This window comes from Mycobacterium sp. PDNC021 (genome assembly GCF_048282635.1).
Lineage (GTDB): Bacteria > Actinomycetota > Actinomycetes > Mycobacteriales > Mycobacteriaceae > Mycobacterium > Mycobacterium llatzerense.
In genome coordinates, this window is record NZ_CP182502.1 from 5673309 (window position 1) to 5689020 (window position 15712).

Genomic DNA, 15712 nt, shown 5'->3' on the forward strand with positions numbered 1-15712 from the left:
ACGCAGATAATAGATCATTGGCCGCGCAGCTGCCCCCGGAGAGGCGCTCAGGTGCCGCGGTCGACCATGTCGAACACCTTGACCGCATGCGAAAACGGCTGCGAGGTAACACCTATCGGACCAAATGGATGGTCAAGGGTGTAGATGACGTACATCAACAACGACAACAGGATGGCAACCGCGCCGACAAGGATCGCATGGGCCCGGCCGTTCTCCAGCCGCATGAAGCACGTCAGCAGGATCAATACCGTCCCGCCAAAGATGAGGGCGCACCACAGCAAGGTCGGGATGCGCTGCTTGGCATTGAGGATGCGCTCGCTGCGATCCGAGGCCAGCACCGTCAGTTCACTCAGGAACTGCGAATCGATCGGACTCGCGGTCGGCCCCGAACTATGCGTTCCCACAATGCGATACAGCTCGCCGAGCGCAACGCGACCGTTGTTGCTGATGTCCGCGAATTCGTCCATGCCCCAGGCAGGGCCCTGCACCGCGGCGGCGTACTTACGCAGCTGTTCACGAATCTGCGCCTGCTCCGGCTGGGGCATCGCGATGGTTTGGCGATACAGGGTGGTCAAGGTCGACGCTTCGTTGGCGACATTCGTCTCGGCACCGAGGAACTGCTGCCAGCCGACGACGACCGTGAACCCGAGGAGCGCCCCGTAAACCAGGCCGACGACGGTCAGAAACGGAGACAGGAACGAGTTCTGTTCGGGACGCGCATCGCGCGCGATGATGCGGCGCGTCACGAACACACAGCCGACCGCCACACAGACCGCTCCGCCGACGACCAAGGCCAGCATGAGCCATGCGCCGAACACCCCTAGATCACCCATAGTCGATCAAGCATGCCAATCACGCCGGGCCGTTGCCAAGCATTCTCCGCAAACTGCCTGAAGCGTGAAACCGCACAGCAACACGCAGTTGTCGGGTCCGCCGGCAACGTGCGGCGGCGGCGAGATCGACCACCGGTGCAACGAGCACACCGAGGCTCTCCCCGAAAATGTCGTCCGGGTCAATCGGCCTGCTACAGTCCGGCTATATCCGGCGCCGATCGACGCCGAACCTGGCGCTGTGGAAAGGAATACGGCAATGGTCTTCACAAAATCGGTCGCCCAGCGGGCGGTCGTGGCTGCCGCAGGAGCCGTCATGGCCGTCATGGCTGTCGCCCTGCCGACTTCGGGTCAGGCGATGGCCGCCCCCACGGCCCCCAACTGCACCCCCGCGGACCTGGCCGGCGTGGCATCGGGAGTCGCCGCTGCTGCCTCCGCCTACCTGTTCACACACCCGGACGTCAACGACTTCTACGGCAGCCTGCAGGGCAAGCCCCGCGATGAGGTCGCGAATGACGTTCGCACCTTCTTCGACGCAAACCCACAGGCGCACAACGAACTTCGGGCGATCCGTCAGCCCATGACCGATTTCCGCGAGCGCTGCGGCCTGGCGCAGCCCGACCGCCCGCTGCTCGGCGAATGATGCGCCTCGTCGCTGCCGCGTTGGCAGCTGCAGCCGTGCCCGGATTGATTGCCGTCGCCCCCGCCGGTACCGCGAGTGCCGACGTCTGCTTCGGCGCCGGACGACGCATCACGGTCAGCGGATGCACCGACTTCGGCGCCGTCGCGCCGTACGCTCCGCCGCCGGCCTACTACGCGCCGCTGCCCGAGGACATGCCGCCGCCCCCGCCGCCCCCGCCCGTGCAGGGGTGCGTCGGCTGGAACGGCCGTTGGGTCAGCGCCAACACCTGCCGCTAGTACGCCCGCGCCGCGGCCGGCTGGTCCGCGGCGTCGGCGCGGCCGCGCAGCGCCCAGTGCAGGCGCTTGGCCGCGGCCAAGGTGCCGCTGGGCGCGTGCGGTTGTCCATAGTGAATGAGCAACGTGACGCGCCGCTGACCTGAAGCGATCGGCATGTTGGCGTGCAGGCTTCGATAGCCCCAGAACAGGTACACGTCACCGACATTCATGTCGACGACGGTCGGGCCACCGGCACGGCCGAGGCTCTGCAGGATCCGCTGCCGGAACGTGGCGCTCTGGTGGACGATCTTCTCGAGGATGTTGATCGCCACAGACCGCCGGAACGGCCGCTTGTTGAAGTAGCCCACCAGCTCTCCCGACCGGCCCGGCTCCGCTTCGGGAATGAACAGCGGGACCACCATCGTCACGACGCTGGCGTCGTAGTGGAACCACCACGCGTCACCGTCGGCGTGCGGACCGGCCACGATGCGCACCGCGGTACCGGCCAATTCGTGCGCCCGGTCCGGGAAGCGCTGGCGCACGACATTGTCGAGAAATGTGCGAACCGAATCGCTGGCCATGAACGCATGAATCGACTCCAGGTGCCCATCCTGTGGCGATAGGACGAAATGGTCTTTCTCGCCATGCGCGGCCAGCCAACGGTCGATCTCCGCGCGGGAATCGATCACCCAATCCCATTGCACGGCGTTTGCTACCTGAGCGACACCCGTCGAGTCCAACTGGCGCGCCACATCGACGGGATCGCACGCGTTCATGTCAAATTCACACATTTGGACGGAAGTGTAGACAACCAGAGAACGTCGTTACCACAATTGCTGCGATTTGACTTTTCCCCCGATCAGGGCACCGTAAATCGGCGGTGCAGAGAAGTATTATACAGTCGCGTAAATAGAATGGTAGGGGCGCTAATTGCACCGACAATCGGGATGCCGTCACCCACCGAATTTGAGGCGCCGGCGCAAGAAAGCGGCCGAGGTCGCCACCCATCGCCGGGGCCTACCCCGAAAGTCGAGCCACCAAATCCGCTGGCACCCGTGACACGTACGCGCACGGGACACGATCCACCCGCGGCCGGCCGCACACAGCCCATGAGCCTCACTTGCACCACGAACGCGGCCTCACCGCGAGCCCAGATGCCCAGCGGACGGCGCGCCAACTACCATGAGGCGTCCCTTTGCGCCCCCGGGGACCTGTAGAAAACCCCGACACCGCTGATCAGCACCTTCGGGATTCTCGGCTTCGGAACGCAGTATGGCCGATTTCGGAACGCGTGGAACTATGCACGCCGAACGGCCTACTCGTCGATATACCAGCCCACTTGCGTGTTGCCTGACCAGTGACTGGGCGCAGTAGGCGCATCCCGGATGCCTTCACCACCCCGCAGGTCAGGCACAAGCATCCACTCGACTGTTCGCCTTGTCCTGCTTAACTTCATTGCAAGGTGTTGTTTCCGGTGTGGTTTCTGGGGTTGTTCTGGTAACATCCCCGATAAGGGCAGGGTACAGATGATGGGAGACGGCCCATGGCAGTCTTGGTCACCGCAGCCTCCGACAGACTCGACGCCGAAGCCACAACCCGGCCCCTCGCGGAGATCGCTACCTACCTGCAAAACACACTCGGACAACGGACCGCCGCCGCAGTCGCAGGCCTGGGTGATGCGAAGCAGATCGGCCGCTATGCACGCACCGACGGCCCCAACCCGCAAGCAACCACGGAACGCCGGCTGCGCGAGGGCTACAAAGTTGTGCGCATGCTCGTCGACGCCTACGACGACAAGACCGCCCGAGCATGGCTACTCGGCACCAACACTCGCCTCGACGACCGCACCCCGATCGAAGTACTAGGCAAGGCGAAGGACACCACCGAGTTCGTGTCGGTCGTGCAAGCCGCAAGGCAAGCGTCTGGCACTTCGTCCCCAAAAGGAAGCAGTGAAGCGGTGCCCAAACCAAAACGGACGCCAATGCAAGGATCCTGGAACACGATCTACGGGACCAAGACGCCCCACGAGTTGGCAGCGGCATTGTTCGAACTGGCCACCGACTGCTCACGAAAGGCAATCGACGAGCCGCCGGCTGATCAGTCAGGGTTCGACCGGTGGGTTCGGCTGACGGCGATCGGCCAGGCTGCCGAAATGCTACTGAAGGCCACGCTCGCCAACATCAACCCAGTACTCATCGCAGATAACACCGGAATGGCTACACTCTGTGCGCTCAGCAGCAACGGGCAGCAGCCGTCCGGGAAAGTCGCTACCGCCAGCGGCGTAGAGGCGTTCAAACGACTCATCGCGTGCATGCCGGCCGGAATGAAGGGCATACCCGAGCCCAAAGCTGTGTTCGAAGTCCGACACGGAGCCCAACATCTGGCGCTGGCCAATGATGAGGACCTCGAGACCGCACTCACCGAATTGGTGACACTAGTTGATTGGGTTTTCAAAGTCCGTGCCGCTTTGAATCAACAGGCAGATCTCAGCGCATTTTGGTCACCGAGGCACTTCGCGATCGTCGAGGCGCGCCGAAAAGCCCGTTACGAAGATCTACGCGAATACTTCGGCGGAGTGGTCGGTGAGGCAAAAGCCGTCTTCATCAGATTGACTGCGGGACTGAGTGATAACGAACGTAACCGAGTCATCGGCGAACTTGAAGCGCGTCAACCTCCGGTCGAGGACGACCAGACGGCGCGCAAGCACAACTGCCCGGCCTGCGGGAGTTACATGTGGGTGGTGTACGACGTACATCGGGAGATCGACATCGACGAGTCGGAGATGCCTCACGGTGTTTCGTTCTACGCCAACGTATCCGGGACAGCCAACTATGCCGAATGCCCGGTGTGCGACCTATTTCTCGATGCGGAGTACTTGGTTCTAACCGATATCGAATTGCAACTCGACCTCGGTATCGATGAGGCCACCGACGATGAGGAAGAAGGGTGGCGCGACGCGCGCCACGCCGAGCACGCCAGGGAATGGGAGTACGCCGACCTCGGCCCGGACGACTACATGGACGACGAAAACGGCACCGAAGGCGAACCTGGGTTGTAGGAACTCAGGTGCTGACCGCGTGCCGGAAGTGTCGTACCGGTGTTCACCAAAGTCGAGGAAGGCAACAGCCGCTACGACCGCTGCTAGGGGTGGAGTGAAGACTCCAAATCCCTGAATTACGCCCTCTGCCGCACCCTCTACGGCGGCCGCATACTCGCACACTCGGCTACCCGCCAGCACGGCGTGATGACAGGATTTGCCTTAGGCCGCGACGTAATTGCGGCATTCCTGATGGGTTCCGTGGCAGCACCAATGCTCAGCCCGGGATATGCTGCAGTGCCGCGTGTGTGAATTGCTTTAGCTGGTCGCAGGTTTGGTGACCGCCCCAGCCCAATGCCTGGTAGGCGCGGCCACCACTGAGCACAACGAGCAGCATCGAGAATCCCCTTCCGCCGGTGGAGGTCGCACAGTACGCGGACCGCTCAGGCCGGTCACGTCGGAACCGGGTCCATCACCCTTGACCAGATCGAGTTCGCCTTGAGCATCAATGGCGAAGCTGCCCGGCAGCATCAGGTCCGAGGTGACCATCTGCCCGTTGGCGCCGCCGTCGTATTGACAGGGCTGGCTTGACCGTATGTAGGTGTCGATCACTGCGGCCCCGATCGCACAGGGACAGCGACGACAGCCAGACCGCATCAAAGGCAATGGGCCACCGTCGCCATCCACTGGCCACTTGTCGGGCGGCAGCGCTACCAATGCAACCCACTGCCACCGCGAGATATGTTGAATATCAACAGTTTTACTCATCGCACGCCACGTACCCGATGTGCACGGCGTAGCGTTGCCGACTCAGGTGTAGAGACGCAGGTCGATCGCTGGCTGCAGCGCCTGCAGCTGGGTGGCGTACGTGCGCAACACCTGTTCGTACAGATCGTCCACCTTGGGCATCCGAACGGTGATCACCATGGCATACCGGATGCGCGGCGAGTCGCCGGCGTTGTGTCCTGCTGATCGGGCGTTGTAGTGGATGTCGAACACGGGGTGCGACAGGCTCGACGTGTTTTTGCGGTGCGAGGCATGCATAACGGTGTCCCATTTGTGGGCGTCGCGGCGCAACTCCTGTTCGTTGGAGAAGTCGTGCCCCTGGAAGAATGGCGCGGTCTTGGCGAGCGTGCCAGAGCGGTTGAGTCTGTCGCGGTGAGGACGAAACCACACATCCAGGCCGCTGCGGGTGTAATTGCCAGGATCGGCCGGGTCGACATCAGTGGCGAAAACGATTGTGGCGGTGATGGTTACCAGGCCTGAGGGCAAGTCCGGCGGCAACGGGATCGCAGCCCGAACATAGCGCGCCGGCTCCAGCGTGCCTTGGTAGAGGATCCGTGCTTCACCGTCGCCACATTGGGTCAAGTCGTCATTGTGCTGCCTGATCCGCCCGCGTCCCACCTCGCGGTGATCGTGACCCTCCTGGAGGTCCGCGGTATGGATGAGCAGCGCCTTGATCGCCATGGGCCCGACTTGCGATCCGAAAAATGTGTGGATCCCCAGGGCTGTGCGCATAGCCAGAGGCGAGGCAAAGCTGGTGCCGCAGGTGGTATAGAGGTTTCCCTCGGGATTGACACAGATGAACGGCTCAGTCAGGGAGCCTCCGAATGCCAGGACGTCGGGTTTGATCACTCCGGGCTCGCGGCCGTATCCGATGGCTGAGTACGTTGCTCGTTGCCACAGTTGACTGGTCTTGTCGGCGGCGCCGATCGCGATGGCGTTAACACTGTCTGCGGGCACCTGCACACGAGCATTACCGCTGTCGCGGTCGAGGGCACCGTTGTTGCCGATGGCAATGGTGGTCAAGGTATTGCCGTCGGCGAGGTGCTTGTCCCAGAACGACGTCCATGCGTGGACTTCGTCATCCTCGATGGGCAGTGCAGGTCCGATGCTAATGGACACGAATGGGTAATTCGTTTGTGTCAGAACTGATTCAATCCGTTCGATGACGGCGTACAGCTCGTAAGGATCGGAATCACTTTCCGAATCGAGCACCTGGTAGTGATCAACATTGGCATAGGGTCGAGCTACTGGCGCACCCTCCTGGCCCGAGCCGAACAGGATTGCCGAGGTGACCTTCTGGCCGTGGTCGAGGTATTTCGGCCGGGCTGGGCCACTGTCCGGAAATGTGTATGTGGTCGCCCACTGGTTCAGCACAGTGTCGTCGGGCAGTCCGCCATCAAAGATCGCGACGCGCAGGGTGGGATCGATGGGCCCACCCTGGGGCAGCACGGCGCGTACAGCCGGCATCGAACGCACCGGCTCTGGCGGTTCTTCTAACAGTCGACGCATCTGCGGAACTGCGCGCACGACGCGAGTAAAAGAGTAGTCGGCCAGACTGCGCAACACCTCGTTATCTCCACGCACGGGCACAAAAACCAGTCCGCCGGTGATGAGACGACGCTCGAGGAGCAACTGCACCTCACGGTCGGCGCAGTACTGGACCAAACCGTCGATGGCGATCTGCTCAGAGGAATGCAGAACGACCTCTGCGGTGGTGGCGCCGGTGCTCAGCCGGTCACGGTCGCGCGCAGTGTTGAGGTCCACGCGCTCCAAACGGACGATCTGTTTGTCGGCGTTGCTGAGGTCATCCTCGCTGAACGGAGAGAGCAATTCGTCCGCCCACTGCCTCAGGTGGTCTCGGGTCGCCGCGACGAACAGCTTGGTCGTGGTCCGGGGCTCGGTCGGCTCATAACGCTGGGGCTCTGTGCTGCCCTTGACGCGCCGAGCGGCCTGCTCGGGAACAATTTTCGCCGGTCGGCTTCCCACGGGGCTCAACCCGACCGATCGCAAAAGCTCCAGTGGGTAACCGCTTTTCGACAGGTATGACGGATGCAGAGTCAGTGCGGCGACGGTCACGTCATCGGGGCAGGCCAATCGGGGCAGCACGGCCGCATCGGCCGCGGTGCGTTGTGTCATCTGGCCAATCCGCGTGCGGGCGTGCTCCACCGTGTACGGCGTGGGCGTCTCGTTACCTCCGACGATCGGCGGAATGGGCTCGATCAACCGTTCGCCGTGGCCAATGAGAAAACGTGTCGGTGCGGTCATTGCCGCGACCTCCCTTCGCGGTCAGCACCAATTATTAACACTCTCGTTAACCCTGGGCGAGGTGCTTGCGCAGCGTGTCGCGCGATATGCCGGTTATCACACTGATCTGCCGCTGACTACGGCCACTGTCGTTGAGTGCCACGGCAATTCGTCGACGTTGAGCCAGATCGAGTTCCCGGACACCGGCAAGCACGTGATCTTCGACCTCCGCGGCGCTAGAGCCGTGGATGACGGCATTGCGCCGCAACCGCAGAACCCGCCGTTCCAGGTCGCTGAACGATGCACCCTCCATCGAGGCCGACAGCACTTCAACGGCCGCTGCAGTCAGCATCCCGTCGCTGAACCGCTCGATGGCCTGGGCCCGAAGGTGCCCATCTGGAGCGTCGAAGGCGACAGTCGTGTCAAACCGGCGCCAAACTGCAGGATCGAGCAGATCAGGATGGTTGGTGGCCCCCAAGATCAGGCCGGCGCTGCTGGGCCAGTCGTCGATCTGTTGCAGCAACACGGTGACTAGACGTTTGAGCTCGCCGACATCACTGTCATCGCCCCGCCGTTTGGCGATAGCGTCCAATTCGTCCAGAAACAGCACACATTCACTTTGTTTCGCGTAGTCGAACGCATAGCGCAGGTTGATCCCCGTCTTGCCCAGCAGACTGCTCATCACGCTGGACAGATCCAAAATCGCCAGTGGCACACCAAGAGATTGTGCGATCCACCCCGCCGCCATCGTCTTGCCCACACCGGGAGGTCCGACAAACAGCGCCGCGCGCGACGGTGCCAGACCCGCACCCAACAAGCGGTCCCGATGTCCGCGCTCATCGACAATCTGCGCGAGTGCGTCCCGAACCGCGTCGGACAAGATCGGCGCGAGGCCGCCGTGATCGAACGATTCGATCCGCAACAACGGCAGTCGAGAATCGGTATCCACCGGCATTGGCGACGGCGAGGCCGAGCGCAGCGGAGACATTCTGGTCGGCGACTCGCGCAATACCTGCGTCAGAGCCTCTGCGGCCTCGGGGTGCGTGTGGCGCAGACGGCGAGCGGTCCGCTGCACAAACATCACGACATCTTGCTCACGCCCGGACATCGCCAAGCGAGCCAAGTGGACTAATGCTTCGTCAACCGCAGGATCCTTCGTCCTCTGCGGGTCTGTTATAGGTGCTGACATGCGCTTATTCCCGTCATCATGTGGACTAGTTATATGCTATCTCAAGCCACTGACGCCCACCGGCTATATGGCGCGGAGCGGTGGGTCCCGGGTGATCGCCGGTGGACCCGTCGGCGCTCGGGAGTCGCACGGCGACCAGCGACCGGCGTCGCTACAGCGTGATCAGGCAGTGCCCCAGTCGGCTAGAACCGGGTGTGAAGTTCCACGCCGACGGCGAGCGCCAACATGGCAATGGCGGCCAGCTCGAAGGCCAGGCTCCAGATCGCAAGTGTGGCTTTGGTGTTGTTGCCCGTGCGCACCGACTGGGTGGTCGCAACTTGACGAGTCACCCACATCCGCCGGGCATCGGGGGTTCGATGCCAGTTCACATCGTCGGTGAGATTGGACAGCGTTGCGGCGCTGATCACCTTGTATTTGAAGCCAAATGCCTGAACCACGATGGCCAGCCCCGCTGACATGACAAACGCCACCAACGCCACCAACAGCAACACCAGCGACCAGTGGTTTTTGTAGACGTAGTCTTTGCCGGTCACGATGACCGTGAGCCCGAGAATGAGCGCCAGCATCGTGGAGCTGGTCGTCAAGATCGCGCCCGCCCGGCCTTCAATGGCCTTGCGACGGTCTTCTTCAGACTTGAGAGCCGACTCGACCAGAGAGGCGTAGACCTCGCCGGCGGTCGACGCCTCAGCCATGAGGTCGGTTGTCGCGCCGTTCTTGTGACGGCAGCTCGCCTCTGATGTTCTCATCAGAACCCCAGTCCCGCCAGGGTTCAGGTGTCGGACTCTGGGTCTGCGCCTGCTGATCAGGGTTCTGCTCGTCGCCGCCTGCCTGAGTCACCAACATGACCTCCGCACCATCTCGCCGTTGCCCGATGCTCGGGCCGATCACCTGATTTTCGCCGACGACGCGCGGTTTCATACATAGCCCGGTCGGCACCACGTCGTGACAGGTCGCTCACAGTAAAACTGTGACAATCGACCGTGAGACCTGTCTAGATATGGCGTTGCGGCTCAGGACGTCTCACGTTCGGCCCGTTCCCGCTGGGCAGCCGAGGCAGGCGTTCCGGTGACCACCACCGTTGGCTTCGGACGGGGGCCGCTCTGGGTCGGAGTAGCAATCACCGGCGCGGCGGGCGGCGTGGTGATCGGCATCCAACTGACGGCTCGTTTGACCCACTTGTCGTACTGCAGCCGTGCTGCGGCCATCGGCACCTCGAACCGTGGCCAAACGTAGCCCTCGTCCAGGGGTGCGCTGACCCAGATGTGGGTCACTTTGCTCTCGGTCAACTGGTCGTAGTCCCACGTCAGCTCGCACAGTGTGGGGTCGTCGTCGAACAGCAGGAATTCGGCGTCCTGTCGGCGGTAGGCCGATCGTCGATCGTTGGTGGGTTCCATTTCTTCGTGGTGCGCGATCAGATTGAGCTTGCCGCGGCAGGTCACTTCCGGCCATGCGTACGGCTTACGGGCGAGGTGCCGCGGCGGGTGCTTGCCCGGGGTGCTCATCCACACGTCGATGGACGCCGCAAGCGTCGCCGCGATGTGGTAGCCGCGCGCCAATGGGGTGAGCGCGGTGCGCATATGCGCGTTGTGGCCGGCGACGTACAGGTCCCACTCATCGACCGAGGCCAGCAGCAATGCGCCGATACCGACGTAGAGCTGGCGCATCATGTTCTTGGCGTCGTGACGACTGACAAACGTTTTGCCCGGCAGCGGCGCCTGTGAGTCCGGTGCGGTCACGGTCAATTCCTCCACATGTGGTGAAAATCTTGCTTAAAATGTTGCAGACCGGGGGAAGGTTTCGAGGGCACGACACGCCAGGCGTGTCGGACCCAGCTGGGATGGTGGGGCGATGAGCGAAGCCATGCGGCGGTCACCGGCGATGCCGACGACCGCCGCGATATGACAGGGCGGCGCGGGGCGCATACATTGCTGTAGCCCAAACCGGTATCGCCAACAGCACGGATTGGACAGCCCTCGGACCGGGGTTTCTGCCGGGCTGAGGCTTAGGTGCACGCTAGGGTGGGCGAAATCCGCCTGGCACGTTAGACGGAGGCATGGTGTCGCAGTCGGTTTCCAGCGGGATTGAGATTGCTGAGGCCAACAGCGTGGTGGTGCAGTTGATGCGCCTGTCACGGGGCTGGCCCATGAAGCGCTTGGCTGAACTCGCCGGCGTCCACCCTTCCCATGTCACCCGGGTGGAAGCTGGCCGTCTTCCCCTTGCCGGTAAACCCCTGCGCGACTACGCCCAGGCGCTGGACTGCCGACCGGAGTTGTTGTGCGTGCCCTACCGCCGATCACCGTCCCAAGGGCCCCATTTCCGCGCCAATGCCAGCACGGCGGAATGGAAACGCGACCGCGTACTTGCCAACGCCAACATCGCCGCCATGCGCATCGGCCGCATTGTCGAGAACGTTGATTTGGACCCGGCGATCTCCTTGCCGACGCTCGATCCGGACGACTATGCGACGGAGTTCGGCGAGATCACCGTCGCTCAGGTGCTTAGACGGTACTGGCGCTTGTCGGGACCAATCACCGATCTGACCGGGCTACTGGAGAGCGCCGGCGTGTTCGTCGTCGCTGACCCATTCAGCGACAATGACGTCGACGCGGTGAGCCTGCGCGCCAACGAATTTCACCCTCACGTCATCTACATCAATCGGGCGCTGCCAGCCGATCGGTTCCGGCTGACGCTAGCCCACGAGCTCGGACATTTGGTCATGGATGCGATGACGCTTGCCCATCCGAAAGAGGTGGAACGACGCGCAACGTCTTTCGCCGCTGAGTTCCTCGCACCGTACGCGGATATCGAGTATGACTTGGCACGAGTGACGCCTCGCACTGTCCACGAGCTCGACGAACTGCGGATGCGTTGGGGCGTCAGCGTTCCGTCGTTGGTGGTACGCGCCCACGACCGTGGCCATTTGTCGGATTATCACTACCGCACCATGTTTCGAATTCTCAACGAAACCGGTCGGGCTTACGGCGATCGACCTGGCGTCGATCGCGAGGAACCGCGACTTGTTGGCCACGTTCTCGACCAGCTGACCGAAGCGGGTTTCAATGAGCGCGACTTGGATACCATCACGTTGCTGACCAACGAAGAGCGCATTGCGACTTTCGGTGCAGCACAACAACAAACCAGCGAACCAGCTCCCCGCAGGCTGACCCTGGTCTAACAGAAAACGTTTGTGTCCGCGACCTGGAACCGAACGCCGATCAGAGATGAACAGTGGCGCCCATTACCCAACGCGGGCAAGCAGACGCTGTCCGACGAACAGGACACTGCCGCAGGCGGACGAGACCAGCGCACCATAATTGACAGCGCCCCAGCACTAGGACGAGTCGCCCTGAAGGTCAAGTACAACCGGATCTACGCCGAACTGCGCTGGCAGAGCAACTGCCAGTGCCACAGTCGTTACCTGGGGCAGGTCGCCGCACGCAGCCGCGCCGAAAATCTGACTGCCGCATGGCAGCTCGCGAAGAACCTTGGCCTGGTGTCCGATACCTCAGTGCCAGTGTGAACACAGCGGCTGACGCGATGTGCATGAACGTGCCCGTGACGATGCGGCGGACTCCCACCCGCAGGGAGGCAGCAATGTCGTCAGCCTGAGCGAGGCCGAGGGCAAGGGCCACCATCGCGTTGTCACGACCCCGCATCCCGACTATCATGCTAATTTCTATATTAGAAATTAGCATGACGAAATTGGAAGCATGGACATCGACGCGCGGTCCCAGGTCCTGACGGGCAGGTTTGAGGCAATACGCCTGTGGAGCGCCATCAGTCGGTTCCCCAAGCCGGAGTTCACCACGGGTCAACTAGCGTCGATCACCGACGTGTCATCGGCGACCTGCTCGAAGGAACTCAAGAAACTCACCGAGGTCGGCCTGCTCAACGCAACATCGCGCCGCGGCAACTACTCGCGCAACGAATCCGACTTCTGGTCCCTCGCCAACACTCTCGCCGACGCGTGGTCCGAGCATGACGATGCGCCGACCCTCTAACCACGGTGCGGGACACCGGATAACCGCACACCCCGTTGCCGACAGTCCGGTGCGCGAATACCCCTCTCCGAAACAGACCCCGACTAGCGCGGCCACCCACCAACACGGGCTCCGCCGATATCGTTCGCGGAAATCCGGTGCCGGATGGCGCGTGTCACGCTGCAGAAACACGGCGTCCAAAACCGATAATCCAGCTGTGGCCGACGAGCGCGTCAATACCAACAGCTCAACGGCTCCCACTCGGTTTCTGCTGGATACCAACGTCATTATCGCGTTGGAGCCATATGCCGGCCAAATGGAAGCTGGCATGACCCCGGCCGCGACCTTCGTCCGACTTGCGATGAAGCAAGGGCATCACGTCTTTGTTCACCCTGCAAGCCGAGACGAACTCGCCGAAGGATCCGATCCGACTCGCGTGCAACAGCGAATCGCCGAACTCAAGAAGTTCGACCTGCTGGCCGAGTCACCGATCAGCTCAACGATCAGTAACGAGCTCGGCCCTGTCGAACTGGACAGCAACGACCACCGGGACAGAAGGATTCTGGCGGCGGCCGTGAATTTCCTTGTAAGCGATGATGTTCGCCTCGGGCAACGAGCGAAACGTATCGGCGTCGGCGACCGGGTCCTTACCTTGGCCGATGCGGCCGCGATGCTTGAGGGATTCGAACCGTCGATCGCGCCACCTCCGCCGCGAGTCACAGTGCTGCCGCCATATGCGTTAGACCTCGAACAAGACATCTTCGACAGCCTTCGAATCGAGTACCAGCCGGACTTCGATGACTGGATCGCCAAGGTTCAGGCCGACTCGTCGAATCGCGAGTGTTTCGTCATCGAGGAGGCCGATGGGACCTATGCCGCCATCGCGATCGTGAAGATCAATGAGCCTGACTGCGCCTACCCGTTCACGCAGCCGGTGTCGAAAATCTCCACATTCAAAGTTGCTGAACAGTTTTCAGGATCGCGGTACGGAGAACTGCTGCTGAAAGCAGTGCTGCGGTCGCACCATGATCATGGAGTCGGCAGCGCGTATGTCGAGGTGTGGCCGCACCACCAGCCGCTGATCGACTTCTTGGGGCAATTCGGCTACGTCGAGGGCGCGCAGTCCGCGCGCGGCGAACTCGTTCTGCTCAAAAGCTTTCAGCCGCGCGACGAGAGCCTGCCGCCGCTCGACTACCACATTAGATACGGGCCACCGGCTATCTCGACGGATGCCTCGGTGTTCGTCATCCCGATTCGCGCGCACTGGCATGATCAGCTCTTCCCCGAGTGCGCATCCGATGCCGTTGGGGACCAGCTGACTTTCCCCGACATCGCCGGCCAAGCGACACGACCGTGGGGGAACGCGTTACGAAAAGCCTACTTATGCAACGCGCCAACGAAGCAGGTGCGCCCGGGCGATGTCATCCTGTTCTACCGGTCGGGCCTGCAGGTCGTTTCGGTTGTCGGCGTCGTGGAACGCACACACCGCACTTCCGCCCCGGATGAAGTGCTCAATCTTGTTGCGGGGCGCACGGTTTACGGCACCGATGACATCGCTGGGATGGCTGCCCATTCCCGCGGTGTCCTGGTGCTGCTGTTTCGTAAGGATCGCGACGTCGAGCCGCCGTGGACCGACTCGGAACTCATTGCTAACGGCGTGCTCAAGGGACCGCCACAAACGGTGACCAAGGTGAAGGAGGTTGGCGCCCAATGGGTTCACCAACAACTGGCCGACAGGTAGTTCTTTCTGTGCATCCCCGGTTCGCCGAGGCCATCATGGATGGACGCAAGCGGGTGGAGTTTCGTAAGCGGCCGCTCGCCGATGACGTGACCCGAGTGTGGGTGTACGCCACTGCACCAGTGCAACGGATCGTTGGGTACTTTGAGGTCGATCGAACTATTACGGCTGCACCACAAGTACTTTGGCGCAAGTTTGCCAAAGTCGGGTGCATCGACCGGGTCGACTTCGATCGGTATTACGCCGGAAGCGACTCCGGTGCAGGAATTGGCATCAGGTCGGCCGTCCGCCTTGAGACGCCGCTGGTGATCTCCGAACTTCTACCGTCGGGGGTTCCACCGCAGAGCTTCGCGTACGTGAACTCGCCCGCCGATCACCACAACGGACGGATACACCATCAAATCGCGCGGGCATAATTCGATCGAGCGCACGACGCGCGTGTACTGAATTCAATGATGCGGTCGGTCTGACAACTGGCTGAAGCGTGTCAGTGGGCTTCAGTATCGTCGCGTCCCCAGCCTTCTGCAATGGGCTGTACACCGCGTCCGGGGTCGGACGGTTAGACCACCGCTCGCCTATCTGCAAACGCGACGTATGGTCGTCGCCGACGACACTGAGACCGCTATCCACGGCGCCCTCGAACGACTCACTCGGCCCAGCTCAGGTCGATTGAGCGGCTTCATATGCAACTCAGTCACAGCCGGGTCATCTCGCGCGGCATGGCTGCATCTCTGAAAAGCGATTCGCCCTGGCCGCGAAAGGGTGATTTGAGACATCGCCGTCGAAGGTCCGGCCGGCCGGAACCACGGAAACCGTATTGGTGCAGAGGTGTTCGACACCGACGCTGAGCTGGTTGATGAATGAGGGACCGACCACGCCCCGCATCGGGCCACGCAAGCGGTCATGCACAGGCCCGTCCGTAAACAGCATGCTGGCATCCAGCAGCGCTGTGTTGAACAACGCGCGGCCCGCGCCTGCAGCAGCCTGATTGGTGCGGGGCACTGGCCCAAT

16 protein-coding genes are annotated in these 15712 nt (G+C 62.3%); 8 read left to right on the forward strand and 8 right to left on the reverse strand.

Annotation, left to right across the window (positions count from 1 at the left end):
• Positions 1-47: 47 nt before the first annotated feature.
• Complete coding sequence (locus ACNO8X_RS27150; RefSeq protein WP_418003513.1) at positions 48-833, reverse strand: DUF4239 domain-containing protein; 786 nt, start codon at positions 831-833, stop codon at positions 48-50.
• Between the two features lie 256 nt (positions 834-1089).
• Between ACNO8X_RS27150 and ACNO8X_RS27155 the strand changes: the two genes are divergently transcribed.
• Together ACNO8X_RS27155 and ACNO8X_RS27160 are read left to right on the forward strand one after the other, a co-directional pair.
• Entirely contained in the window at positions 1090-1473 is a 384-nt protein-coding gene (locus ACNO8X_RS27155; protein WP_133762262.1) for a heme-binding protein, read from the forward strand.
• Positions 1470-1748: a hypothetical protein gene (locus tag ACNO8X_RS27160; RefSeq protein ID WP_043983946.1), complete on the forward strand. Its 279-nt coding sequence runs from the start codon at positions 1470-1472 to the stop codon at positions 1746-1748. Before ACNO8X_RS27155 ends, ACNO8X_RS27160 begins: the two co-directional genes overlap by 4 nt.
• Here the strand turns inward: ACNO8X_RS27160 and ACNO8X_RS27165 are convergent.
• Positions 1745-2518: a hypothetical protein gene (locus ACNO8X_RS27165; RefSeq protein ID WP_418003514.1), complete on the reverse strand. Its 774-nt coding sequence runs from the start codon at positions 2516-2518 to the stop codon at positions 1745-1747. The two genes, ACNO8X_RS27160 and ACNO8X_RS27165, sit on opposite strands and share 4 nt — an antisense overlap.
• A 752-nt stretch (positions 2519-3270) precedes the next feature.
• Between ACNO8X_RS27165 and ACNO8X_RS27170 the strand changes: the two genes are divergently transcribed.
• Positions 3271-4785, forward strand: a complete 1515-nt coding sequence (locus tag ACNO8X_RS27170; protein ID WP_418003515.1) for a hypothetical protein — start codon at positions 3271-3273, stop codon at positions 4783-4785.
• A 789-nt stretch (positions 4786-5574) separates the two neighbouring features.
• Here the strand turns inward: ACNO8X_RS27170 and ACNO8X_RS27175 are convergent.
• From ACNO8X_RS27175 to ACNO8X_RS27195, 5 genes are all read right to left on the reverse strand, one after another.
• The gene (locus ACNO8X_RS27175; RefSeq protein WP_418003516.1) at positions 5575-7815 is read right to left on the reverse strand and encodes a S8 family peptidase; all 2241 of its coding nucleotides are present in this window, start codon (positions 7813-7815) and stop codon (positions 5575-5577) included.
• 46 nt (positions 7816-7861) lie between these two features.
• Positions 7862-8875: an AAA family ATPase gene (locus ACNO8X_RS27180; protein WP_418003517.1), complete on the reverse strand. Its 1014-nt coding sequence runs from the start codon at positions 8873-8875 to the stop codon at positions 7862-7864.
• Positions 8876-9165: 290 nt separating this feature from the next.
• Positions 9166-9675, reverse strand: coding sequence for a hypothetical protein (locus tag ACNO8X_RS27185; RefSeq protein WP_418003518.1), 510 nt, complete (start codon positions 9673-9675; stop codon positions 9166-9168).
• A complete protein-coding gene (locus ACNO8X_RS27190; RefSeq protein ID WP_418003519.1) occupies positions 9668-9901 on the reverse strand; it encodes a hypothetical protein in 234 nt (77 codons plus the stop codon). The genes ACNO8X_RS27185 and ACNO8X_RS27190 overlap by 8 nt, the downstream gene beginning before the upstream one ends.
• Before the next feature lie 92 nt (positions 9902-9993).
• Positions 9994-10719, reverse strand: coding sequence for a hypothetical protein (locus ACNO8X_RS27195; protein ID WP_418003520.1), 726 nt, complete (start codon positions 10717-10719; stop codon positions 9994-9996).
• Positions 10720-11036: 317 nt separating this feature from the next.
• Here ACNO8X_RS27195 and ACNO8X_RS27200 point away from each other — a divergent pair, with 317 nt between their 5' ends.
• The 5 genes from ACNO8X_RS27200 to ACNO8X_RS27220 all read left to right on the forward strand — a co-directional run bounded on the left by ACNO8X_RS27200 (position 11037) and on the right by ACNO8X_RS27220 (position 15117).
• Complete coding sequence (locus ACNO8X_RS27200) at positions 11037-12158, forward strand: ImmA/IrrE family metallo-endopeptidase (protein ID WP_418003521.1); 1122 nt, start codon at positions 11037-11039, stop codon at positions 12156-12158.
• 12 nt (positions 12159-12170) lie between these two features.
• Positions 12171-12503, forward strand: coding sequence for a hypothetical protein (locus ACNO8X_RS27205; protein ID WP_418003522.1), 333 nt, complete (start codon positions 12171-12173; stop codon positions 12501-12503).
• A gap of 190 nt (positions 12504-12693) precedes the next feature.
• The gene (locus tag ACNO8X_RS27210) at positions 12694-12984 is read left to right on the forward strand and encodes a helix-turn-helix domain-containing protein (protein ID WP_418003523.1); all 291 of its coding nucleotides are present in this window, start codon (positions 12694-12696) and stop codon (positions 12982-12984) included.
• 196 nt (positions 12985-13180) lie between these two features.
• The gene (locus tag ACNO8X_RS27215; RefSeq protein ID WP_418003524.1) at positions 13181-14704 is read left to right on the forward strand and encodes a GNAT family N-acetyltransferase; all 1524 of its coding nucleotides are present in this window, start codon (positions 13181-13183) and stop codon (positions 14702-14704) included.
• Complete coding sequence (locus ACNO8X_RS27220; protein ID WP_418003525.1) at positions 14674-15117, forward strand: ASCH domain-containing protein; 444 nt, start codon at positions 14674-14676, stop codon at positions 15115-15117. The genes ACNO8X_RS27215 and ACNO8X_RS27220 overlap by 31 nt, the downstream gene beginning before the upstream one ends.
• A 289-nt stretch (positions 15118-15406) precedes the next feature.
• On the opposite strand, the gene ACNO8X_RS27225 is transcribed toward ACNO8X_RS27220, so the two are convergent.
• Positions 15407-15703 carry a hypothetical protein gene (locus ACNO8X_RS27225; RefSeq protein ID WP_418003526.1) on the reverse strand — a complete coding sequence of 99 codons (297 nt, stop codon included), beginning with the start codon at positions 15701-15703 and terminating at the stop codon, positions 15407-15409.
• Positions 15704-15712: the final 9 nt, after the last annotated feature.